General features: G+C 53.5%; 12 protein-coding genes. 6 read left to right on the top strand and 6 right to left on the bottom strand.

Annotated features, from left to right (window positions below; translation table 11 throughout):
- Positions 1 to 106: 106 nt before the first annotated feature.
- From MKJ04_RS08150 to uvrA, 5 genes are all read right to left on the bottom strand, one after another.
- Complete coding sequence (locus tag MKJ04_RS08150) at positions 107 to 4,903, bottom strand: hypothetical protein (RefSeq protein ID WP_241641096.1); 4,797 nt, start codon at positions 4,901 to 4,903, stop codon at positions 107 to 109.
- A 21-nt stretch (positions 4,904 to 4,924) separates the two neighbouring features.
- A complete protein-coding gene (gene prmA, locus MKJ04_RS08145) occupies positions 4,925 to 5,755 on the bottom strand; it encodes a 50S ribosomal protein L11 methyltransferase (protein ID WP_241641095.1) in 831 nt (276 codons plus the stop codon).
- 8 nt (positions 5,756 to 5,763) lie between these two features.
- Complete coding sequence (locus tag MKJ04_RS08140) at positions 5,764 to 6,138, bottom strand: hypothetical protein (protein ID WP_241641094.1); 375 nt, start codon at positions 6,136 to 6,138, stop codon at positions 5,764 to 5,766.
- Between the two features lie 340 nt (positions 6,139 to 6,478).
- Complete coding sequence (tpiA, locus tag MKJ04_RS08135; protein WP_241641093.1) at positions 6,479 to 7,240, bottom strand: triose-phosphate isomerase; 762 nt, start codon at positions 7,238 to 7,240, stop codon at positions 6,479 to 6,481.
- A gap of 487 nt (positions 7,241 to 7,727) precedes the next feature.
- Entirely contained in the window at positions 7,728 to 10,535 is a 2,808-nt protein-coding gene (gene uvrA / locus MKJ04_RS08130; protein WP_241641092.1) for an excinuclease ABC subunit UvrA, read from the bottom strand.
- A gap of 311 nt (positions 10,536 to 10,846) precedes the next feature.
- Here uvrA and MKJ04_RS08125 point away from each other — a divergent pair, with 311 nt between their 5' ends.
- Positions 10,847 to 11,020, top strand: a complete 174-nt coding sequence (locus tag MKJ04_RS08125) for a 30S ribosomal protein THX (RefSeq protein ID WP_241641091.1) — start codon at positions 10,847 to 10,849, stop codon at positions 11,018 to 11,020.
- 326 nt (positions 11,021 to 11,346) lie between these two features.
- Here the strand turns inward: MKJ04_RS08125 and MKJ04_RS08120 are convergent, their stop codons facing one another.
- Positions 11,347 to 12,621 (bottom strand): MFS transporter, encoded by a 1,275-nt coding sequence (locus MKJ04_RS08120; protein WP_241641090.1) that lies wholly within the window; start codon positions 12,619 to 12,621, stop codon positions 11,347 to 11,349.
- Positions 12,622 to 13,079: 458 nt separating this feature from the next.
- Between MKJ04_RS08120 and MKJ04_RS08115 the strand changes: the two genes are divergently transcribed.
- From MKJ04_RS08115 to MKJ04_RS08095, 5 genes are all read left to right on the top strand, one after another.
- Positions 13,080 to 13,418, top strand: a complete 339-nt coding sequence (locus tag MKJ04_RS08115; protein ID WP_241641089.1) for a hypothetical protein — start codon at positions 13,080 to 13,082, stop codon at positions 13,416 to 13,418.
- A 518-nt stretch (positions 13,419 to 13,936) separates the two neighbouring features.
- The gene (locus MKJ04_RS08110; RefSeq protein ID WP_241641088.1) at positions 13,937 to 14,542 is read left to right on the top strand and encodes an RNA polymerase sigma factor; all 606 of its coding nucleotides are present in this window, start codon (positions 13,937 to 13,939) and stop codon (positions 14,540 to 14,542) included.
- Entirely contained in the window at positions 14,517 to 14,747 is a 231-nt protein-coding gene (locus tag MKJ04_RS08105; RefSeq protein WP_241641087.1) for a hypothetical protein, read from the top strand. The genes MKJ04_RS08110 and MKJ04_RS08105 overlap by 26 nt, the downstream gene beginning before the upstream one ends.
- A 19-nt stretch (positions 14,748 to 14,766) precedes the next feature.
- Positions 14,767 to 15,447, top strand: coding sequence for an endonuclease III (gene nth, locus MKJ04_RS08100; RefSeq protein WP_241641086.1), 681 nt, complete (start codon positions 14,767 to 14,769; stop codon positions 15,445 to 15,447).
- 166 nt (positions 15,448 to 15,613) lie between these two features.
- Positions 15,614 to 16,912 (top strand): alpha/beta hydrolase family protein, encoded by a 1,299-nt coding sequence (locus tag MKJ04_RS08095; protein ID WP_241641085.1) that lies wholly within the window; start codon positions 15,614 to 15,616, stop codon positions 16,910 to 16,912.
- Positions 16,913 to 16,990: the final 78 nt, after the last annotated feature.

The following is a 16,990-nucleotide window of genomic DNA, read 5'->3' as shown; positions in this document are numbered from 1 at the left end:
TGAAGGTTTGCCCGCGCCCCGAAGGGGAGGCAAAAAAACGCTCAAAGATATATAAAAGTAAGGTTTGAGGCCAAATTAACCTCTTCCCTACTCCTATACGCTAGGTTTACTGGTCCTGGTTGTTCATACCTACCCCTGCCTCTTCCGCCTCGGCCTCTTTTCTGTCCTGCCGCCGCGACTTCTTCTTGTCTTTCCTGGGCTGTTCCTCCAGAAAATCGAAGTTGCCCGTGGACTGCGGCACTACCTGCTCCGAGGCTACTTTAAAGCCGTCTTCCCCGCTGAGGTATGTGGTGCGGAAGTGCTCGACAAACTGGTTTTTCTCGATCGTCTCGCCAGCATATACCCCATACCCTGTGGCGGTGCCGCGGCTTACTTTCGACTTGGAAGCCACCGCGCCGTTGAACTTCCCGTCTGAAGAGGCCATCGTCATACCGTTCTCGAAGAAGCTGAAGTAGTACCAGGTATACGGGTCGGCCTGCAGGTACAGGGTCATGGCTGGCAGCCCGCTCATGTCCTGCCGTAGCTCCAGGTAGCCGTCCAGCGGTGCGTTGATGTCCTCTTTCAGGATGTTGGACAGGCTGATGCTCCCCTCGCTGTGCCAGGCGCGCTGCGCGTCCGACCATTTCAGTTTCACGTCGCTCAGTACCAGGCTGCGCACCAGCTTGCGGGAAAGCTCCGGCAGGGGCACATACCCGGCAGCCGACTTTTGCACGTACTCCTGCACCAGTCTGTCGCCGAACAGCGCACCCAGTTTATAGCGCATTTCCTGGCTGGCCTCTGCGGCACCCGGGCCACCCACGGCGTTTCCGCGCAGGGTAGCCGCCATGGCCTGAAGCGCCTTTTCGGGTACTGACAGGTCAAAGGCCAGGAAGGCGTCCAGCTCGTAGCGGTTGCTGTCGGCGAGGGCGGTGCCGCTCCCCGAGGCTTCCACAGCGAAGTCTTTCACCGGCTTCAGCAAGTTCAGTTTCCCCTGAAAACCGACCGTGTTGTTGGCTTCATTGTAGCGCAGCACATTGCCCTCGTAGGCGTCGCCGTATGCGCGGGCCTCGCGGCCTATCTTAAACTCGCGCTCGTCTTTGTTGTACGACAGCAGCCCGTCTACCTCAAACAGATCCAGGTCGTCGGCGGCTTGCTTTTCGGAAACGAAGGTGCTGTAAAACTTGCCTGTGGCAGATGCCCCATGTATGCCCGTGTGCAACGGCGTGCCGTCGGCGGCTTTGGGGTTGATGATCGGGATACGGATATTGCCGGGGTTCAGCGTGTCCTTTTTATAGGGGAACCAGCCTGAGGCCTCGGGGTTGCCGGTAAAGTTCAGCTTAAGCTCACCGTCAAAGTCCAGATACTGCATGGGAGCCCTCATGGTAACCTTGCCCCGGTACAGCGCCCGCGGGAAGATGTAAAAAGACTTGTCTTCGGCGATAGTGGCCACGGCTGCCGTGTAGGCGGGGCCCGCTTTTTTCTGGTCCTCAGGTTTGGCGTAGGTAAAATCGGTGAGCGGCAGTTGGAAAGCCGCGTCGGCCGCGTTGTGGTATGCCAGCAGGGCGTCTCCTTTCAACTTTGTCCGGGAGAGAATGTCGATGTTGCCTTGGTGAAGTTTGTGGAATTGCTGCGCTGAGTCGGCCAGCACGCGCGCGTTGTGCAGTGTCTGGAGCGAGGCATCGGCCCCTACAGCCACGCGGCCGCTGTCCGGCACCACATGCACATCCGCGACTGCGATATAGGGCACCCCGCTTGCCAGCAGGTGGTTGGTTTTCAGGTCATACTCTCCGGTGGAGGCCATAAACCGCAGCCCGTCCTGCGCCGGGTGCAACGAGTAGAACCAGTTTTTGCCGCCATCCGCATCGGCCTGCAGCCTGACTTTCTGCTGTTTCATGTCCCAGTGGGCACTGCTCAGCGATGTTTTGTACTGTGCTTTCGGGAACTCGATGCTGGTCATACCCTTCTGCTCACTCTCAAAGTCCACGCTGCCCTTTGCCATGTCATAGGCGAAGGTCACCCCCTGGGCCTTTACTGCCGGGCGCCCCTCCTCATCAGACTTTACCAGCAGCTGGGCATGGCTTCCGGTGATGTGTTTCTGCCGGAACTGCAGCGCTCTGGACGAAAAGCTGGCCATGGGATTGTCTAAAACCCCGCTGCCATACATGCCGCCCGGCGACAGCTTGACTCCGCCCTTCAGGGCAAAGCTGCCCTGGTAGAGTTGCACTGGCTCCGCACCGGATTGCAGGTACATCGTGTCTGCCTGTGGCCGCCAGCTCAGGCTGCCTCCGGTCAGTGCCAGGTCCGGCAGGTCGCCAGCGGCCTCCGGGGATTCGGCTATCTTCACCTTCACTCCCCCCGTGGCCGACACGCCCTCCTGGTAATAGGTATAAAGCGGCGCGGTTACGGTGGCTCCCAGGTACTTGATCATGCCTTTACTCTGGATACCGGCGGAGCTCAGCATGATGGTATCGTATACCATTCCTTTGCCGCCATAGGCTGGGAGCCCCTTGGGCCCCGGGTAGTAACTGAACCCGAGCGTTTCGTCAGGCATCATCACCATCTTCGTCTTGATCGGCGGGAAAATACCCCCGGAGTTGAAGGTGCCGTCAAAACCGATTCTCCCCTTTCTGGAGTTGAGGCTATCGAGCTTAAAGGGCGGCATCTCGAAGTAAACCGTGCTGTCGAAGGCAGTGCCAGCCATACCGGGCTTCGCGAAGGCGATCTGCGCCCCGGACACCGCGTCGAACTTGGGGTATTCGGAGAAGAACTTGTTACCTGATTTGTTGTTTGGCTTGTTGATATATAGCTTTCCAGCGATGCTCTCGGCGCTGCCTGTCAGGACGTGGTCTGTGCCCTTGCCTGGCCCCCCACGGCGGTTCTCCGCTACCAGCGCCACCGTGTCTATCTTGGCCAGGTCGATGGTATAGTCGTCGTAGTTAAAGGTAAAGTCGTTGCCTCCGATGGACAGGTGGCTGGCGTACACGTGCCCGTCGAAGGCGATGCCCCGGTTCTTGAGGATATGGACCTCGTTGCGCTTTGGCAGTATGTACACGCTGGCCGTGTCGGTGTTGAAAACGACCTTCTCCACCCCCCGCACCGTGAGCCTGTTGGTGCTGAGGTCCAGGGTAGCGTTGCGCCCCGACGGCACTACCGACCGGATCACCAGGTGGTCATAGTCTTTGGCGTTGCGCGAGGCAGCCACGTAATGCAGCGCCTTCGGTTTCAGCTCCACATAGCCGGAGGCCGCCTCGTAGTGTATATACCCCTGATATGCGAGCGTCTGGGCCGCCTCTTTGATGGCCCCTTCCTGTATTTTGGTGGCTTTGGCCACATCCACTGTATAAAAATCGTTCTTCCGGGCCCGCACGGCATACCCCACCAGGAGCTGGAGGGGATGAAAAGGGGCCACGCCCACCAGCCGCTGGTACCGCTCGTTGGAGAAGTAATCGACAGACTCTACCTGCATGGGAACCAGCGTCTTGGTGTTCAGGATAGAGAACTCGATGTTGGGCTCGTTGAGGTTCCACTGCAGGCGCTCGGCCGACAGTTCTACCTGATGGAAATTGTCGTAAAAGGGCATGTTCTCATATGCCCCCTTGCTTCTTGTCAGCGTCAGTTCCTGCGTGTTTTTAGCGAACTGCAACTGCATGGCAGGATGCGTGAGCGAGTCGCCTTGCTGGTAGATAGCCACGCTGGCGCGGGTGGCCAGCAGCAGCGAGTCCTGAAAGGTATAGCTTTGTGCTTGAGAACGGAACTTGCGCTCTCCGCCCTCCGAAACCGTGATCTCAGACACACTGCCATCCTGCGGTTTGCTGCCCACCACGTTCCCTACAAGCGAGAGTCCGCCCTTATACCTTATGTTATTGCCCAGGCTATTCACCTGCGCATCGTTGGTAAAGGAGACGAACCTGGGGTATGGGTAGTTGCCGCTTTTCCGCCTGCTGCTCATCCACTCCAGCGCCCCCTGCACCGGTGCGGCCAGCGCGGCGGCATAGGTAACGGAGGCATCGGGAGCCTTAAAGCCCGCATAGGCGATATTCAGGGTATACTGGTGCAACTCCGCCGAAACGGGCGCACCCTTCACCTCCCATTTAAACATTCCGCCTTTGCCCGCCAGCACGTTAGTGGCCAGCATCAGCTGTCCCTCCGTGTTCTGGATCGCGACAGAGTCCCAGAGCGTCACGAACACCAGATCTGCTTTCTCCAGGCGCAGCACCGGCCCCGACACTTTTGGGGGCTCCGGCACGAAGAGGCGCTTTCTTTTTTCCCGGAGGGCCTGCGCAGCCTTTTGCTTGTCTTCTTTTTTGGGAGCCACGGGCACAGTTCCCCAACCATCGTCTTCTACCTCGGTCTCAGTGTCCTCTGTGGCATCGTCCCAGGAGGTGTCGCCCCAGGCAGCGTCGCTGGCAGTCTCATCGGCAGCGGCTTTACTCGCTCCCGCATACTCAAAACTGAAAGTGCCGCCTACAGCGCGCATTGTGTATGAGCTGCTCTGAAACAGGCGGTTGCTGCTGAGGTATAGGCTGCTGGTGGCCAGAAACAGATCCAGTTGCTTTTGGCTTTCCTGTTGCACCACTTTCTCTGTCACCTCCAGCATTTTGTCCAGCTGGTCGGGGCGCATGCGCTGGTTGTTGAGGCCCGCCGTGAGCATGGTAAAAAACTCGCCGAAGCGGGCGCTGGTCATGCGCTTGCGGTACATGCGCTGGCTAATGTCCATCACCTGCTGCTGCTGCCGGGAGGTCAGTCTCCCGCTGTTCCAGATGCTCTCCAGGTCAGCGGACAGTTGCTCCGCATTGGCCACCTTGCCTGCCGACAAGAGTTGGCGCACATCGCCCACAAACTCGCCGGTTTTATCCGACAGCTTGGACTGGGCATGGGCCGTTAACACCACAAATAATAATATAAGGGGTAAAAGTTGTTTCATAGATGCTCGTTTTGAAAGGTACTACCGGGCTTTGAAAAGGGCGGACACCCAGTTGTTTTTCGTTCGGTGCGTCTGGTAAAGCAAGCCCAGTTCCTGAGCTCTATCCCGGATAACCGGCAAGTCTTCGGTATAAAAGCCGCTTAGCAGCAGCCAGCCTTCCGGTTTCAGCACGGCGGTGTAGGCAGGCATGTCGTCCAGGAGCACGTTGCGGTTGATGTTGGCCAGGATAATGTCGAAAGGATGCTCGCCTGCAATCGTTTCGGCACCGCCCAGGCGCACGTCGATACGGCCATAGTTGTTGAGGGCGGCGTTCTCGCGGGCGTTCTCCACGGTCCAGTCCTCAATCTCCACCGCCACGATCTCGGTCGCGCCCAACTCTCCGGCCATGATGGCCAGGATGCCGGTGCCGCAACCCATGTCCAGCACGCGCTTGCCCTGGTGGTCCAGCGTCAGCTGATTCTCGATCATCAGAGTGGTGGTTTCGTGGTGGCCCGTACCAAACGACATCTTCGGGTTGATCACGATATCGTACTTCGCTTGCCCCGGCCTGGTATGGAACGAGGCCCGCACAGACACCTGCCCGCCGATAAACAGGGGCTCAAAATTGCGCTCCCATTCCTCGTTCCAGTTCTGGCGCTTGATGGTCTGCACGGTGTAGGTTACCTGCACCAGTTCGGCGTAGCGCTGAATCGTTTCCTTCAGGGCCTCCTCATTAAACTGGTCTTCTTCGATGTAGGCGCTGAAGCCTTCTTCTGTCTCCACAAAAGCGTCGAAGCCGAGCTCTCCGAGCTCAGCGGTCATGATGTCCGCAAAAGCTGCGTCCACGTGTAGGGTTACTTCTATAAAATCCATGGGTATAGTTAATCGCGACAAACGGCTGCGGAGCGCACGTCAGTAAAATGAACAGTAAAATCGGCCAGATGGCGCTGGTCCGTCACGTAGAGGATGTGGTTGGCGAAGGCCTTGTTGGGGGTAAGGTACCAGATGGCCGGGCCGTCGGCAAACAGCTTGTTGCTCTCCCGAAACACCACCAGATTGGCAAAGGCCTCATCCTCGTTCAGGAACACCGTGGCGGACGTCCTGTTTTTATACATCTGGTTCCGCTCCAGGTATACCGCGCCGTATATATGGCAGTAGCTTTTCCCGAGGCTCAGCTCAGTTGCCGCCGCAGGCATGGGTGCCGGGGCCTTCAGAAAAGGGAAAAGTGCCAGCCAACTTATAAATAATATCTGCATTTTAATATTCAGGAAGCTATTTATTCAAAGATAGAGATAAGTTAAACAAAAAAGCCGCCAATTTTACATCGTCGGCTTTTTTTATGTTCGTTTCGTGCAATATCTGAGGCAGTTATACCGCCGGAGGGGGGGTTGGTCCCTGAAAAAAATCAGGAGAGAAGCGGATCAGACAGCTGGTTTCGCTGCCGTGAAAGGGCATCGGCTATTCGGCCAACTGGTACTTTTCGCTCACCACTCCCTCAAAGCCCCCTGTCTCCAGGATACCCAGCCTGCAAGTCACGAATAAAAAAAGGCTGCCGATGCACAGCACCCGCAGCCTCCTCTATTTTATACCTCTTATTTAGAATGATTTGATGATATCGGCAAAGTCTCTAGACTTGAGCGAGGCGCCGCCGATCAGGCCGCCGTCCACATCTTCCTGCGCAAACAGTTCCTGGGCATTGCCTGGGTTACAGCTTCCGCCGTACAGGATGCTGGTGTTGAAAGCCGCCTCGGCATCAAACAGCTTCGAGAGTTGCTCCCGGATGTAAGCGTGCATTTCCTGAGCCTGCTGGCTGCTGGCCGTGCGGCCCGTGCCAATCGCCCAGATCGGCTCGTAGGCCACTACGACCTGGTCGAACTCCTCGTTGCTCAGGTATGAAAGGCTGTCGTGCAGTTGCTGGCCCACAAACTCAAAGTGGCGTTCTGCATCGCGCTCCTCCAGCGACTCGCCGCAGCAGAAGATCGGCTTCAGGCCCTGGGCAATCGCCAGTTTCATTTTCTTGTACAGCGTCTGGGCATCCTCGTGGTGGTAGAGGCGGCGCTCGCTATGGCCCACCAGCACATACTCCACGCCCACCGACTTCAGCATCGCCGCCGACACCTCGCCGGTATACGCGCCGCTTTCGTGCTCGCTCACGTTCTGCGCCGCCAGGTGCATTTTGTCGTTGCCCTGTACCAGTTTGCCCACGCTTTGCAGGTATGGGAAAGGAGGTGTCACGATCACGGTCACCTCGCCGCTTGCTTCGTCTTTCACCATATTGTCGATCTCCGATGCCAGCGTAAGCGCCTCCTCGTAAGTCTTGTTCATTTTCCAGTTGCCTGCAACAATCTTCTTTCTCATGTTTTATGTGTTTGGTGTTGATAACTATACTATTCAGTTTCGGGCATTTGGCCCCAGGAATGGCAATTTAACAATTTATACGGAGTGGTTCTAGTATTATGCAATGTTCTGCTGCCCCCTGTTTCCAATTTGCCAACGTTAAGTTACACTGTGTTTCTAGTAAACTTGTTTGATTTGAAGTTGCCGGGTCCAACCACCCCTAACCCCTCAGAGCTACGCTCGCAAGCTTCGAACTCGCGTTCTCGCTTGTCCAAGGAGGGGAATTTTGTTCTCACTTCTCTAGCCTGACAACAAATTTCTTAATGTCTATGTGAAGCCATGTAAAGAATCCGTCGCTATAAAAAAATGAGTTTGATAACGCTAAAACAGACTCCCCTCCTTAGAAAAGGAGGGGGCAGGGGGTGGTTGGATACCCTGCCACATCGCCACAAGCAAAAAGCCGCCGCAACAGCTGTCACGGCGGCTTTTATACCTTAGTTTCTACTCTTTATACCTTCCCTCTCAGGAACCGGGCAGTATCATTCCCTTCCAACTTCACCATATCTTCCGGCGTGCCTTCGTACAGCAGGTGGCCGCCGTTGGTGCCGCCTTCCGGGCCGAGGTCGATGATCCAATCCGCCGATTTGATGATGTCCATGTTGTGCTCGATGATCACGACGGTGTTGCCGTTCTCGATGAGCGCGTTGATGGAAGTCAGCAATTTGCTGATGTCGTGGAAGTGCAGACCCGTGCTTGGCTCATCAAAAATGAACAGGATGTTCTCGTGGTGCGAGGTTGCGCCCTTGGTCAGGAACGAGGCCAGTTTTACGCGTTGCGCCTCTCCACCCGACAAAGTGTTGCTCGACTGCCCCAAACGGATATAGCCCAGGCCAACATCGTCGAGCGGCTTCAGGCGCTCGGATATTTTCGACTGGCCCGCAAAGAACTCGATGCTGTCGGCGATGGTCATGTTCAGCACTTCGGAGATGTTCTTCTCCTGAAACTTGATATCGAGCACGTCCTGCTTAAAGCGATGCCCGTGGCAACTCTCGCAGGTCAGGTAGATGTCGGCCATAAACTGCATCTCTATCTTTACCTGACCCTCGCCCTGGCATACCTCGCAGCGCCCCCCCTCGATGTTGAATGAGAAGTGCGAAGGCTTAAACCCACGAGACTTGGCCAGCGGCTGATCTGCGTACAGCGTCCGGATAGCGTCGTAGGCTTTCACATACGTCACCGGGTTGGAGCGCGACGACTTGCCGATCGGGTTTTGGTCCACGAACTCCACGTGGTCTATCTTGCCGTAGTCGCCGGCCAGTTTGTCGAACTTACCGGTGGCTTCGGAGGAACTGCCGTGGAGCTTCTGCATGGCCGGGGCCAGTATCTTCTTCACCAGCGTTGATTTTCCGGAGCCGCTCACACCCGTCACCACCGTCATCACCTCAAGCGGAAACTTCACGCTCAGGTTTTTGAGGTTGTTCTCGCGGGCACCGATCACCTCGATGGCGTTGCGCCACTTGCGGCGGTGCGTCGGCACGGGCACCTCCATCCTGCCGCTGAGGTATTTGGCGGTATAGGTATCCTCGCTCCTGGTCATTTCCTCGAAGGTGCCCTGGAACATCAGGTGGCCACCACCCGAACCAGCCTCAGGGCCAATATCGATGAGTTGGTCGGCGGCTTTCATCATTTCCTCCTCGTGCTCCACCACAATTACGGTATTGCCCAGTTGCTGCAGCGTGCGCAGCACCCCGATCAGTTGCTCCGAATCTTTTGGGTGCAGGCCGATGCTCGGCTCATCCAGGATATACATAGACCCGACCAGGGCACTGCCCAGCGAGGTGGCCAGGTTGATGCGCTGGCTCTCGCCACCCGACAGGGTATTGGAGAGGCGGTTTAGCGTGAGGTAGCCCAGGCCCACGCGCTCCAGGTAGCTGAGGCGGTTAGCAACCTCGGTCACCAGGCGGTCGGCCACGTTGCGGTCGTGCTCCGACAGCTCCAGGTTGCGGAAGAAAGGCTGTACCTGTGTGAGGGGCATCAGCACCAGGTCGGTGATGCTTTTGCCATTCACCTTCACATACCCGGCGTCTTTGCGCAGGCGCGAGCCTTTGCAGTCGGGACAGGTGGTGCGGCCACGGTAGCGCGACAGCATCACGCGGTACTGTATCTTGTGGGTCTGGCCCTGTATCTCCTTGAAGAACTTGTTCAGGCCAGAGAAGTATTTGTTACCCTTCCAGAGCAGTTCCTGCTCGGCTTCGGTCAGCTCATTGTAAGGCCGATGTATCGGAAAGTCAAAGCGGATGCCGTTCTTGATAAGGGGTTGTAGCCACTCATTCATCTTGTCGGAGCGCCACGGGGCAATAGCCCCCTCATACACGGTCAGGCTCTTGTCGGGTATCACCAGGTCCGGGTCGATGCCGAGCACGCTGCCAAAACCCTCGCAGGTCTGGCAGGCGCCATAGGGGTTGTTAAAGCTGAAGAAGTTAACCGAGGGCTCCTCGAACACGATGCCATCCAGCTCAAACTTATCGGAGAACACATGCTCTTCGCCGTTGCCGAACAGCACGCGGCACTCGCCGTGGCCCTCGAAGAAAGCGGTCTGCACCGAGTCGGCGATGCGGAACTGCAAATCCTCATCCGATTTATATATCACCGCACGGTCAACGAGGATGTAGATGTCCTGGCCAAGCTTCGGCTTTTTCTGCTCCAGCAGCTCCTCGATAAAGTATACCTCACCGTCGGCATAGATGCGGGAATAGCCTTTCTGCAGCAACAGGTCGAGTTCCTTGGCCAGGCTGCGTTCCGTGTGCAGGAGCAATGGCGCCAGGATCATCACACGGGCCTCATCCTCCAGCGAGAAGATAAAGTCCACCACGTCCGCCACAGAGTCTTTCTGCACCACCTCGCCCGAAACCGGGGAGTATGTTTTGCCAATGCGGGCGTAGAGCAGCTTCAGGTAGTCGTATATCTCGGTGCTGGTGCCCACGGTGGAGCGGTTGTTCTTGATGCTCACCTTCTGTTCGATGGCGATGGCCGGGCTGATGCCCTTGATATAGTCTACATCCGGCTTGTCCATACGCCCCAGGAACTGGCGGGCGTAGGAGCTCAGGCTTTCCACGTACATGCGCTGGCCTTCGGCATACAGGGTATCAAACGCCAGCGAGGACTTGCCGGAGCCGGACAGGCCCGTGATCACGATGAACTTGTTGCGCGGCAGGGCAACGCTCAGGTTTTTCAGATTATGTACTCTCGCCCCTTTGATGATAATGTTCTGGCGGGCGTCGAGTTCGTCGAGGTTATAATCGGGGATGTGTGCCATATATGAATCGGCTTGCGGGAAGCTGTTGTATCGCCGCAAGCCATTTTCTCTCTTTAAGTTAATTTGTAAAGATACGAATAGATAACCTCAAATTGAAGGTCTTTGTTGCACATGGCGCGGCAGTTGCGCGCATGGGTCAAAACACTGCCCGAAGCCAACGTGCTGGCGCCTGACCTGCCCCACCCAGCTGTGAGGCGGCACCGTGGCAGGTCATGTGGCTAAGAAAATAACTGCTTGAGCAAAAGCGTCATCTGCTATCGTGGATTCGCCGTACAGACAGGTAGTTATACAACCAAACAACAAACAGATTTATGGGAAAAGGGGATATCAAATCGAGAAAAGGAAAGATAACAAAGGGCACGTATGGCAACCGCCGTCCGCACAAAGCTAGCAAAGGGCCACAGCAAGCGACACCTCAGCCAAAAGCTGAGACAAAAGCCGAAGCGCCAAAGGCTGAAGCGGTAAAGGCCGAACCAACCAAGTAAACGCATAGCTAAACTTCGTTTTTGACAGCAAATGATATTCAGATTGGATGCTGGCGAGGCGTTTTTTGAGCTGCATAGTAGCACTATGGGGCGATAAAAATGCTTCGCCAGTTTTCTGAATGGGCAATTCCAAGCCCTAATGATAAATTTTATACCATTATCAATTGATGAGTGCATATAGCCTTGCCTTTCAGTTAGTATAACTCCCCTCTTGGGAGGGGTAGGGGTGGGTTATTCTGCACAAACACTTTCACATGCGCGAAGCAACGCCACGCGCACAGGCAAAGCATGGTCCTTCCAGACAAAGCAGTGTGCTTTGCCTTCCGCTATACCAGTTCGGCCTCCTCCTCGGGGTGCATGCTCAGCGCGCGCAGTTTGTCGGCCTTCAGGGCCGTTATCCCCACCACCACCAGCGTCATGACGCCGCCAAACAGCACGGCAGGCACCACACCCATCAGCCTGGCCGTTAACCCCGACTCAAAGGCACCGATCTCGTTGGACGACCCCACAAAAATATTGTTTACCGACGAGACGCGGCCTTTCATGTACTCGGGGGTAAGGGTATGGATGAGGGTGGAGCGGATGATGACGCTGATGCTGTCGAAAGCGCCGCTCAGGGCCAGCAGCACCAGCGAAAACCAGAAACTGGTGGAAAGCCCGAACAGCACGATACAGGCCCCGAACCCCGCCACACACCACAGCATCTTCTTGCCAGCGTTCGCCAGGATGGGCCTATAGGCCAGGATAACGGCCATCAGCACAGAGCCTACCGCCGGCGCGGCGCGCAGAAATCCGAGCCCCTGCGGGCCGGTCTGCAGAATGTCGGAGGCGAAGATCGGGAGCAGCGCCACCGCCCCGCCGAACAGCACGGCAAACAGGTCGAGGGAGATGGCGCTCAGGATGATCTGATGGCCGAACACAAACCGAATGCCCGACCGCAGGCTGTCCAGCATGTTTTGCGGGTTGCTGTTGACGGGCAGCGGCTTGGCACCGATAAACGAAAAGGCGATGAGCGAGAGCAGCACCAGCGAGACATCCGTGGTATAGGCCGCCGTAATGCCGGCAAAGCCGTAGATAAGCCCGCCCAGCGCGGGCCCTACCAGCGAGGCAGCCTGCCAGGTGGTGGTGCTCCAGGTGATGGCGTTGGCGTAGAGCAATTTGCTGGCCACCAGTTGGGGCATAAATGCAAACACGGCAGGCCCCATAAAGCCTCGGGCAATGCCGCTCACGAAGATTACCCCGAAGATGGGCAGCACCCCGTACAGCTCCAGCACACGGCTCGTATCGAGCGTAAAAAACAGCAAGGCCCCCGAACACAGGAGCAGCGCTGTAACCACCACCACGATAATCTGCTTGCGCGACACCATATCGGCCAGATACCCTGCAAACAGCGACACCACGATAGACGGAATCGCCTCGGCCAACCCGATAAGCCCCAGCGAGAGCGGATCCTGGGTGAGGTCATATACCTGCCACCCCACAATCACGGCCTGAATCTGCATGGCCAGCGTGATGCACAGCCGGGCTATGACGTATAGCCGAAACTCTGGTAACCGGAGCACAGCGAACGGATCTGTCTGGGCACGCGCCGCCTCTTTCATACTACCCTGTTTGTTTAGGTTCTGGCCGCGAAGGTACGGCAAAACCAATACATAACAGCAGGCTTCCGTACCGATTCCGCCTTGTGGCGATGAATTTCCCCGACTTGCTTCATACCCTTCAAAATGCCGTCTGAAAAGTGTGGAGGCGTCTTTGTGATACCCTGAGCTACTTCGATAACTTAAAAAACATAATAAAAAATCGCAAAAATGCAACCAGTAATCAACCGCTATAGTATAACTATTTACTTTAAAATTTTACTTTAACCAAGCTAATCCTATTCTTTCTGGTGCCTTCGGGCATGCGTTAGCATAACCTCATTGCTGCGTCAGGGTTATACCAACAGTTGCCTCTGGTACCATTCTGTAAACAATCCAGGCATCCTAAAATGGGTCCGATGTTGCTGTGTAACTTCGGAGCGGGAGGCTACATATTTTTCCAGACCCTTAAAAACTCACATATGGAATTACTTGATATCCGAAACTTGCTGGAGAACATCGAACGCAAGGTGTGCCAGCACGAAATTACCACCGACCAGGCGGTTACAAAACTGATTAACACGGAGATAGCGAAAGCCATCAACCTGAAATACAAAAAAGAGCACTACGCCGAAGAGGACGCGCTGAAGAACGTGTCGTGCACCACCGTAGAATGCTACCTCGAACACCTGAAAAACGTGGAGGAAAAACTCAAGAAGCCGGCGCACATATCTGCGCAGTGCTCGCTTGTTGAGGAGCGCGAGATTAACCGCCGCCTGCTGCTTATCCTGAACCGCATTAAAGGGTATAGCAGAAGATAGCGGGTATACCAGCCTAAGGTTTTTTTTAATTTATCCCTCTACGAGACGCTCCATGCCTGCGAAGGTCTTTATTGCCCTGGCCTATATTTATATATTATTAACACTATATAAAAGCGTTCGCACCCGGACTAGCGGCTATTTACCGGAAGTGGGATATGCTGGCAGGAGGGCCTTGGATAATGGGCGTTACGCTGTTGCGGAAAATAAATTACGCAGCCGGATAGCACAATCCAAGTAATTCATTTACACGTAGATAGACGCGAAAGACCAAAAAGGTATGATTTCTGCTTTGGCTTCCTTGGCAAGCAGCGCGTTTCCTGACGCAGCGGGCACGCACAACGACAAAGGCAGGACCTGCGGTATAACAGCCGTATATTTTTTAAGCGATTGCAAAAGGGATGCTTGCACAATCAAAACGCATTCTATACATTTGATTTACAATTCTGAAAAAACTTGTTCAATCTAGTAAACGCTACAATATGATATAAAGCTCTACGTTAACTTAATGTAGCTTTAACATGAATACAACCACCACCCTTATAAGCGACTCTGCTTTAGTTTCGCTTTATATCGCAGGTAAAGAGAGTGCGTTTGAGCAGCTAGTAAACAGACACAAGAACAAAGTTTACACAACCATATTTCTTATAGTTAAGGACTCGTACACGGCCGAAGATCTGTTGCAGGATACGTTTATCAAAGCGATCCATACCATGAAAAGCGGACGGTATAACGAGGAAGGCAAGTTTTCTTCCTGGATTTGCCGCATTGCCCATAACCTGGCAATCGACCATTTCCGGAAAGAGAAGCGTAGCCCGATGATCACGCTGGAAGACGGCAGCAACGTGTTCAACAACATGTCTTTTTCAGAGGACTCGGCAGAGTCGCTCCAGATAAAAGAGGACACGCATGCCCGTTTGCGCGAGCTAATCCAGACGCTGCCCCAGACGCAGCGTGAGGTGCTTATGATGCGGCATTACGCCGAAATGAGCTTTCAGGAGATAGCGGACGCCACTGGTGTGAGCATTAACACGGCCCTGGGGCGGATGCGCTACGCGCTGATCAACCTGCGGAAGAAGATGCAACACAATAACATAGCGTATGATAAAAACCTCTACTCAGAATGAGCTTATCCAGTATGTGTATGATGATTTGGCAGACGATGCCTATGAGCAGCTGGAAGGAGCTTTGGTGCAAGACATGGAGCTGGCCGACAGCTGCGCGGAACTGCTCCTGATACAAAAGCTACTGGATGAAGCTGTGAAAGCGCCGCGCCAGCATGCCATCAATAACATTTTAAATTACTCAAAAAGATTAAGTTTGCAGTCTTAACCGACTGCAAACTTTTTTTATGCAAAAGAAGGAACGTTACAAACTTCTGATCGAGTACTTCACGCAGCACTTCCCGGAGCCGGAAACCGAGCTGGTGTATACCAACCCTTACGAGCTGATTCTGGCGGTGGTGCTGAGCGCCCAGTGCACAGACAAGCGCGTGAACATGGTGACCCCTGCCCTGCTGGAGGCCTACCCCACGCCCGAGCATCTGGCTACTGCCACTCCAGAAGAGATTTTTCCCTATATAAAAAGCATCTCTTACCCCAACAACAAAGCCAAGCACCTGGCCGGTCTGGGCAAAATGCTCGTGGAAAAGTTTAACGCCGAGGTGCCCAGCACCGTGGAGGAACTGGTGAAGCTGCCGGGCGTTGGCCGCAAAACCGCCAACGTCATCGTCTCCGTTATCTGGAACCAGCCTGCCATGGCCGTGGACACGCATGTGTTCCGGGTAAGCAAGCGCCTGGGTCTGGTGACAAAAACCGCCAAAACACCCATGGAGGTAGAGAAGCAGTTGGTAGCCAACCTGCCCAACGACCTGGTATCGAAGGCGCACCACTGGCTGATTCTGCATGGCCGCTACATCTGCGTGGCCCGCCGCCCCAAGTGCGAGGAATGCCCCCTCACCCACTTCTGCGCCTTTTTCCAGAAGAACTTCCCCAACATCCCCGACGACCCTGAGAATAAGCTGGGTGGGTAATGTTAGTTAGAAATCTGTTCCTGTAAAGCTTGTGGTTAACTGAGTTGAAATTGCTAACTTAACTCATATAGTTGCAAGTAATTAAGGAGCGAATGCTACCTCCATACATAGTGCAGCTAGTAGCAGTAGACCACTTCTGTTAGCAACTAGCTAGAAACAATTTAATATGAAAAATATCTTTGTCATCTTCATAGCATTTGCAATATTTTCTTGCAAGCGAAACCCCGAAACCAATGAAGGTGAAAAGAAGGGAAACTATAGTGGCATAATTGAATATGGAAATTTTTCGGATAAGATACTCTTTGAAATAGAAAGTGATTCTATCAATTTTAAAGTTTTCTTCACGAGTTTAGAGCAAAATGCCAACCGAATTCCGTTGCAAAATATTGAAGTAAGCGGTGATTCGATAAATTTTAAGTTGCAAAGCGATTTTTACACTTACTCCTTCAGAAACAAATGGATTGAAAATAATAGCAAGCTTCGGGGTTCACTTTCTGTTGATACTATTACAATCGACTACACTTTAGTAAAGGAATCTTTGGATAATAGTAATACTCCTAAAAGTGAGGAAATTAGTTTTGAGTCCAATGGATTGAGCCTAGATGGAACTATTTGGTACCCTAGTAATAAAAGTAGTCAAGCACTGGTAATTGTGACTTCTTCTGGAAACGCAGACCGAAGTGCCTCACGTGCAGAAGCCATACTATTCGCACGAATGGGATTTACTACTTTCCATTACGACAAAAGAGGTACTGGAAATTCTGAGGGCAATTGGGAAGTTGCAACAATTGAAGAACTGTCTGCAGATGATATCAAGGCTATAAAATTTTTTTCTGATAAGTCTGGAATTCCACTAAAGGAAATTGGAATAAAAGGAAGTAGTCAAGGGGCTACCAAAATACCATATATTTTAAGTGAATTAGAGAATCTGAAATTTGGAATTGCCGTAAGTTGTCCCGGCGTTAGCTTACTAAAAAGTGATTTGAACTATTGGATAAATATAAATACAGAAGCAATCGGAAATGAAATTGAGGCCGCAACTGCATTTCAACGAAAGGTTTTTGAATTTATAGCAGGCAAACTATCAAGGACAGATTTAGAAAAGGCTTTAGATAATGAAAAATCAGAATCTTGGTTTTCCAATATTTGGGTGCCAAATCTGGATGAAATTCAAATGGATAAAAAACTTCTATATAGTCCAATTCCGTACTTTGAAACTACTAAGCAACCTGTGCTTATTCTGCAAGGGACATTGGATGAAATAATTCCTTCTAATAGTCATGAGCTCATTTCTAATGCACTTACGAAATCAGGTAATAATAATTTTAAAATCATTTTATTAGAGGGTGCCTCTCATTCCATGCACTATGTTGGAGAAAGCGATTTCCCGTATTGGTCAAAATTGCACCCTGATTATTTGAAGACTATAGAAAACTGGATAGATTCTGTTTCTAACACAAAATAAACGCCATTAAAGCAGGCGTTTATTTAAACCGTTAAAATCAAAAGATGCTATTCTTGAGCTTCTCAGAATAGCGCTGAA

It is taken from the genome of Pontibacter sp. E15-1 (assembly GCF_022601975.1).
Classification (GTDB): Bacteria; Bacteroidota; Bacteroidia; order Cytophagales; family Hymenobacteraceae; genus Pontibacter.
The sequence above is the reverse complement of the archived record's forward strand: the minus strand, read 5'-3'. Positions and strand labels throughout refer to the sequence as shown.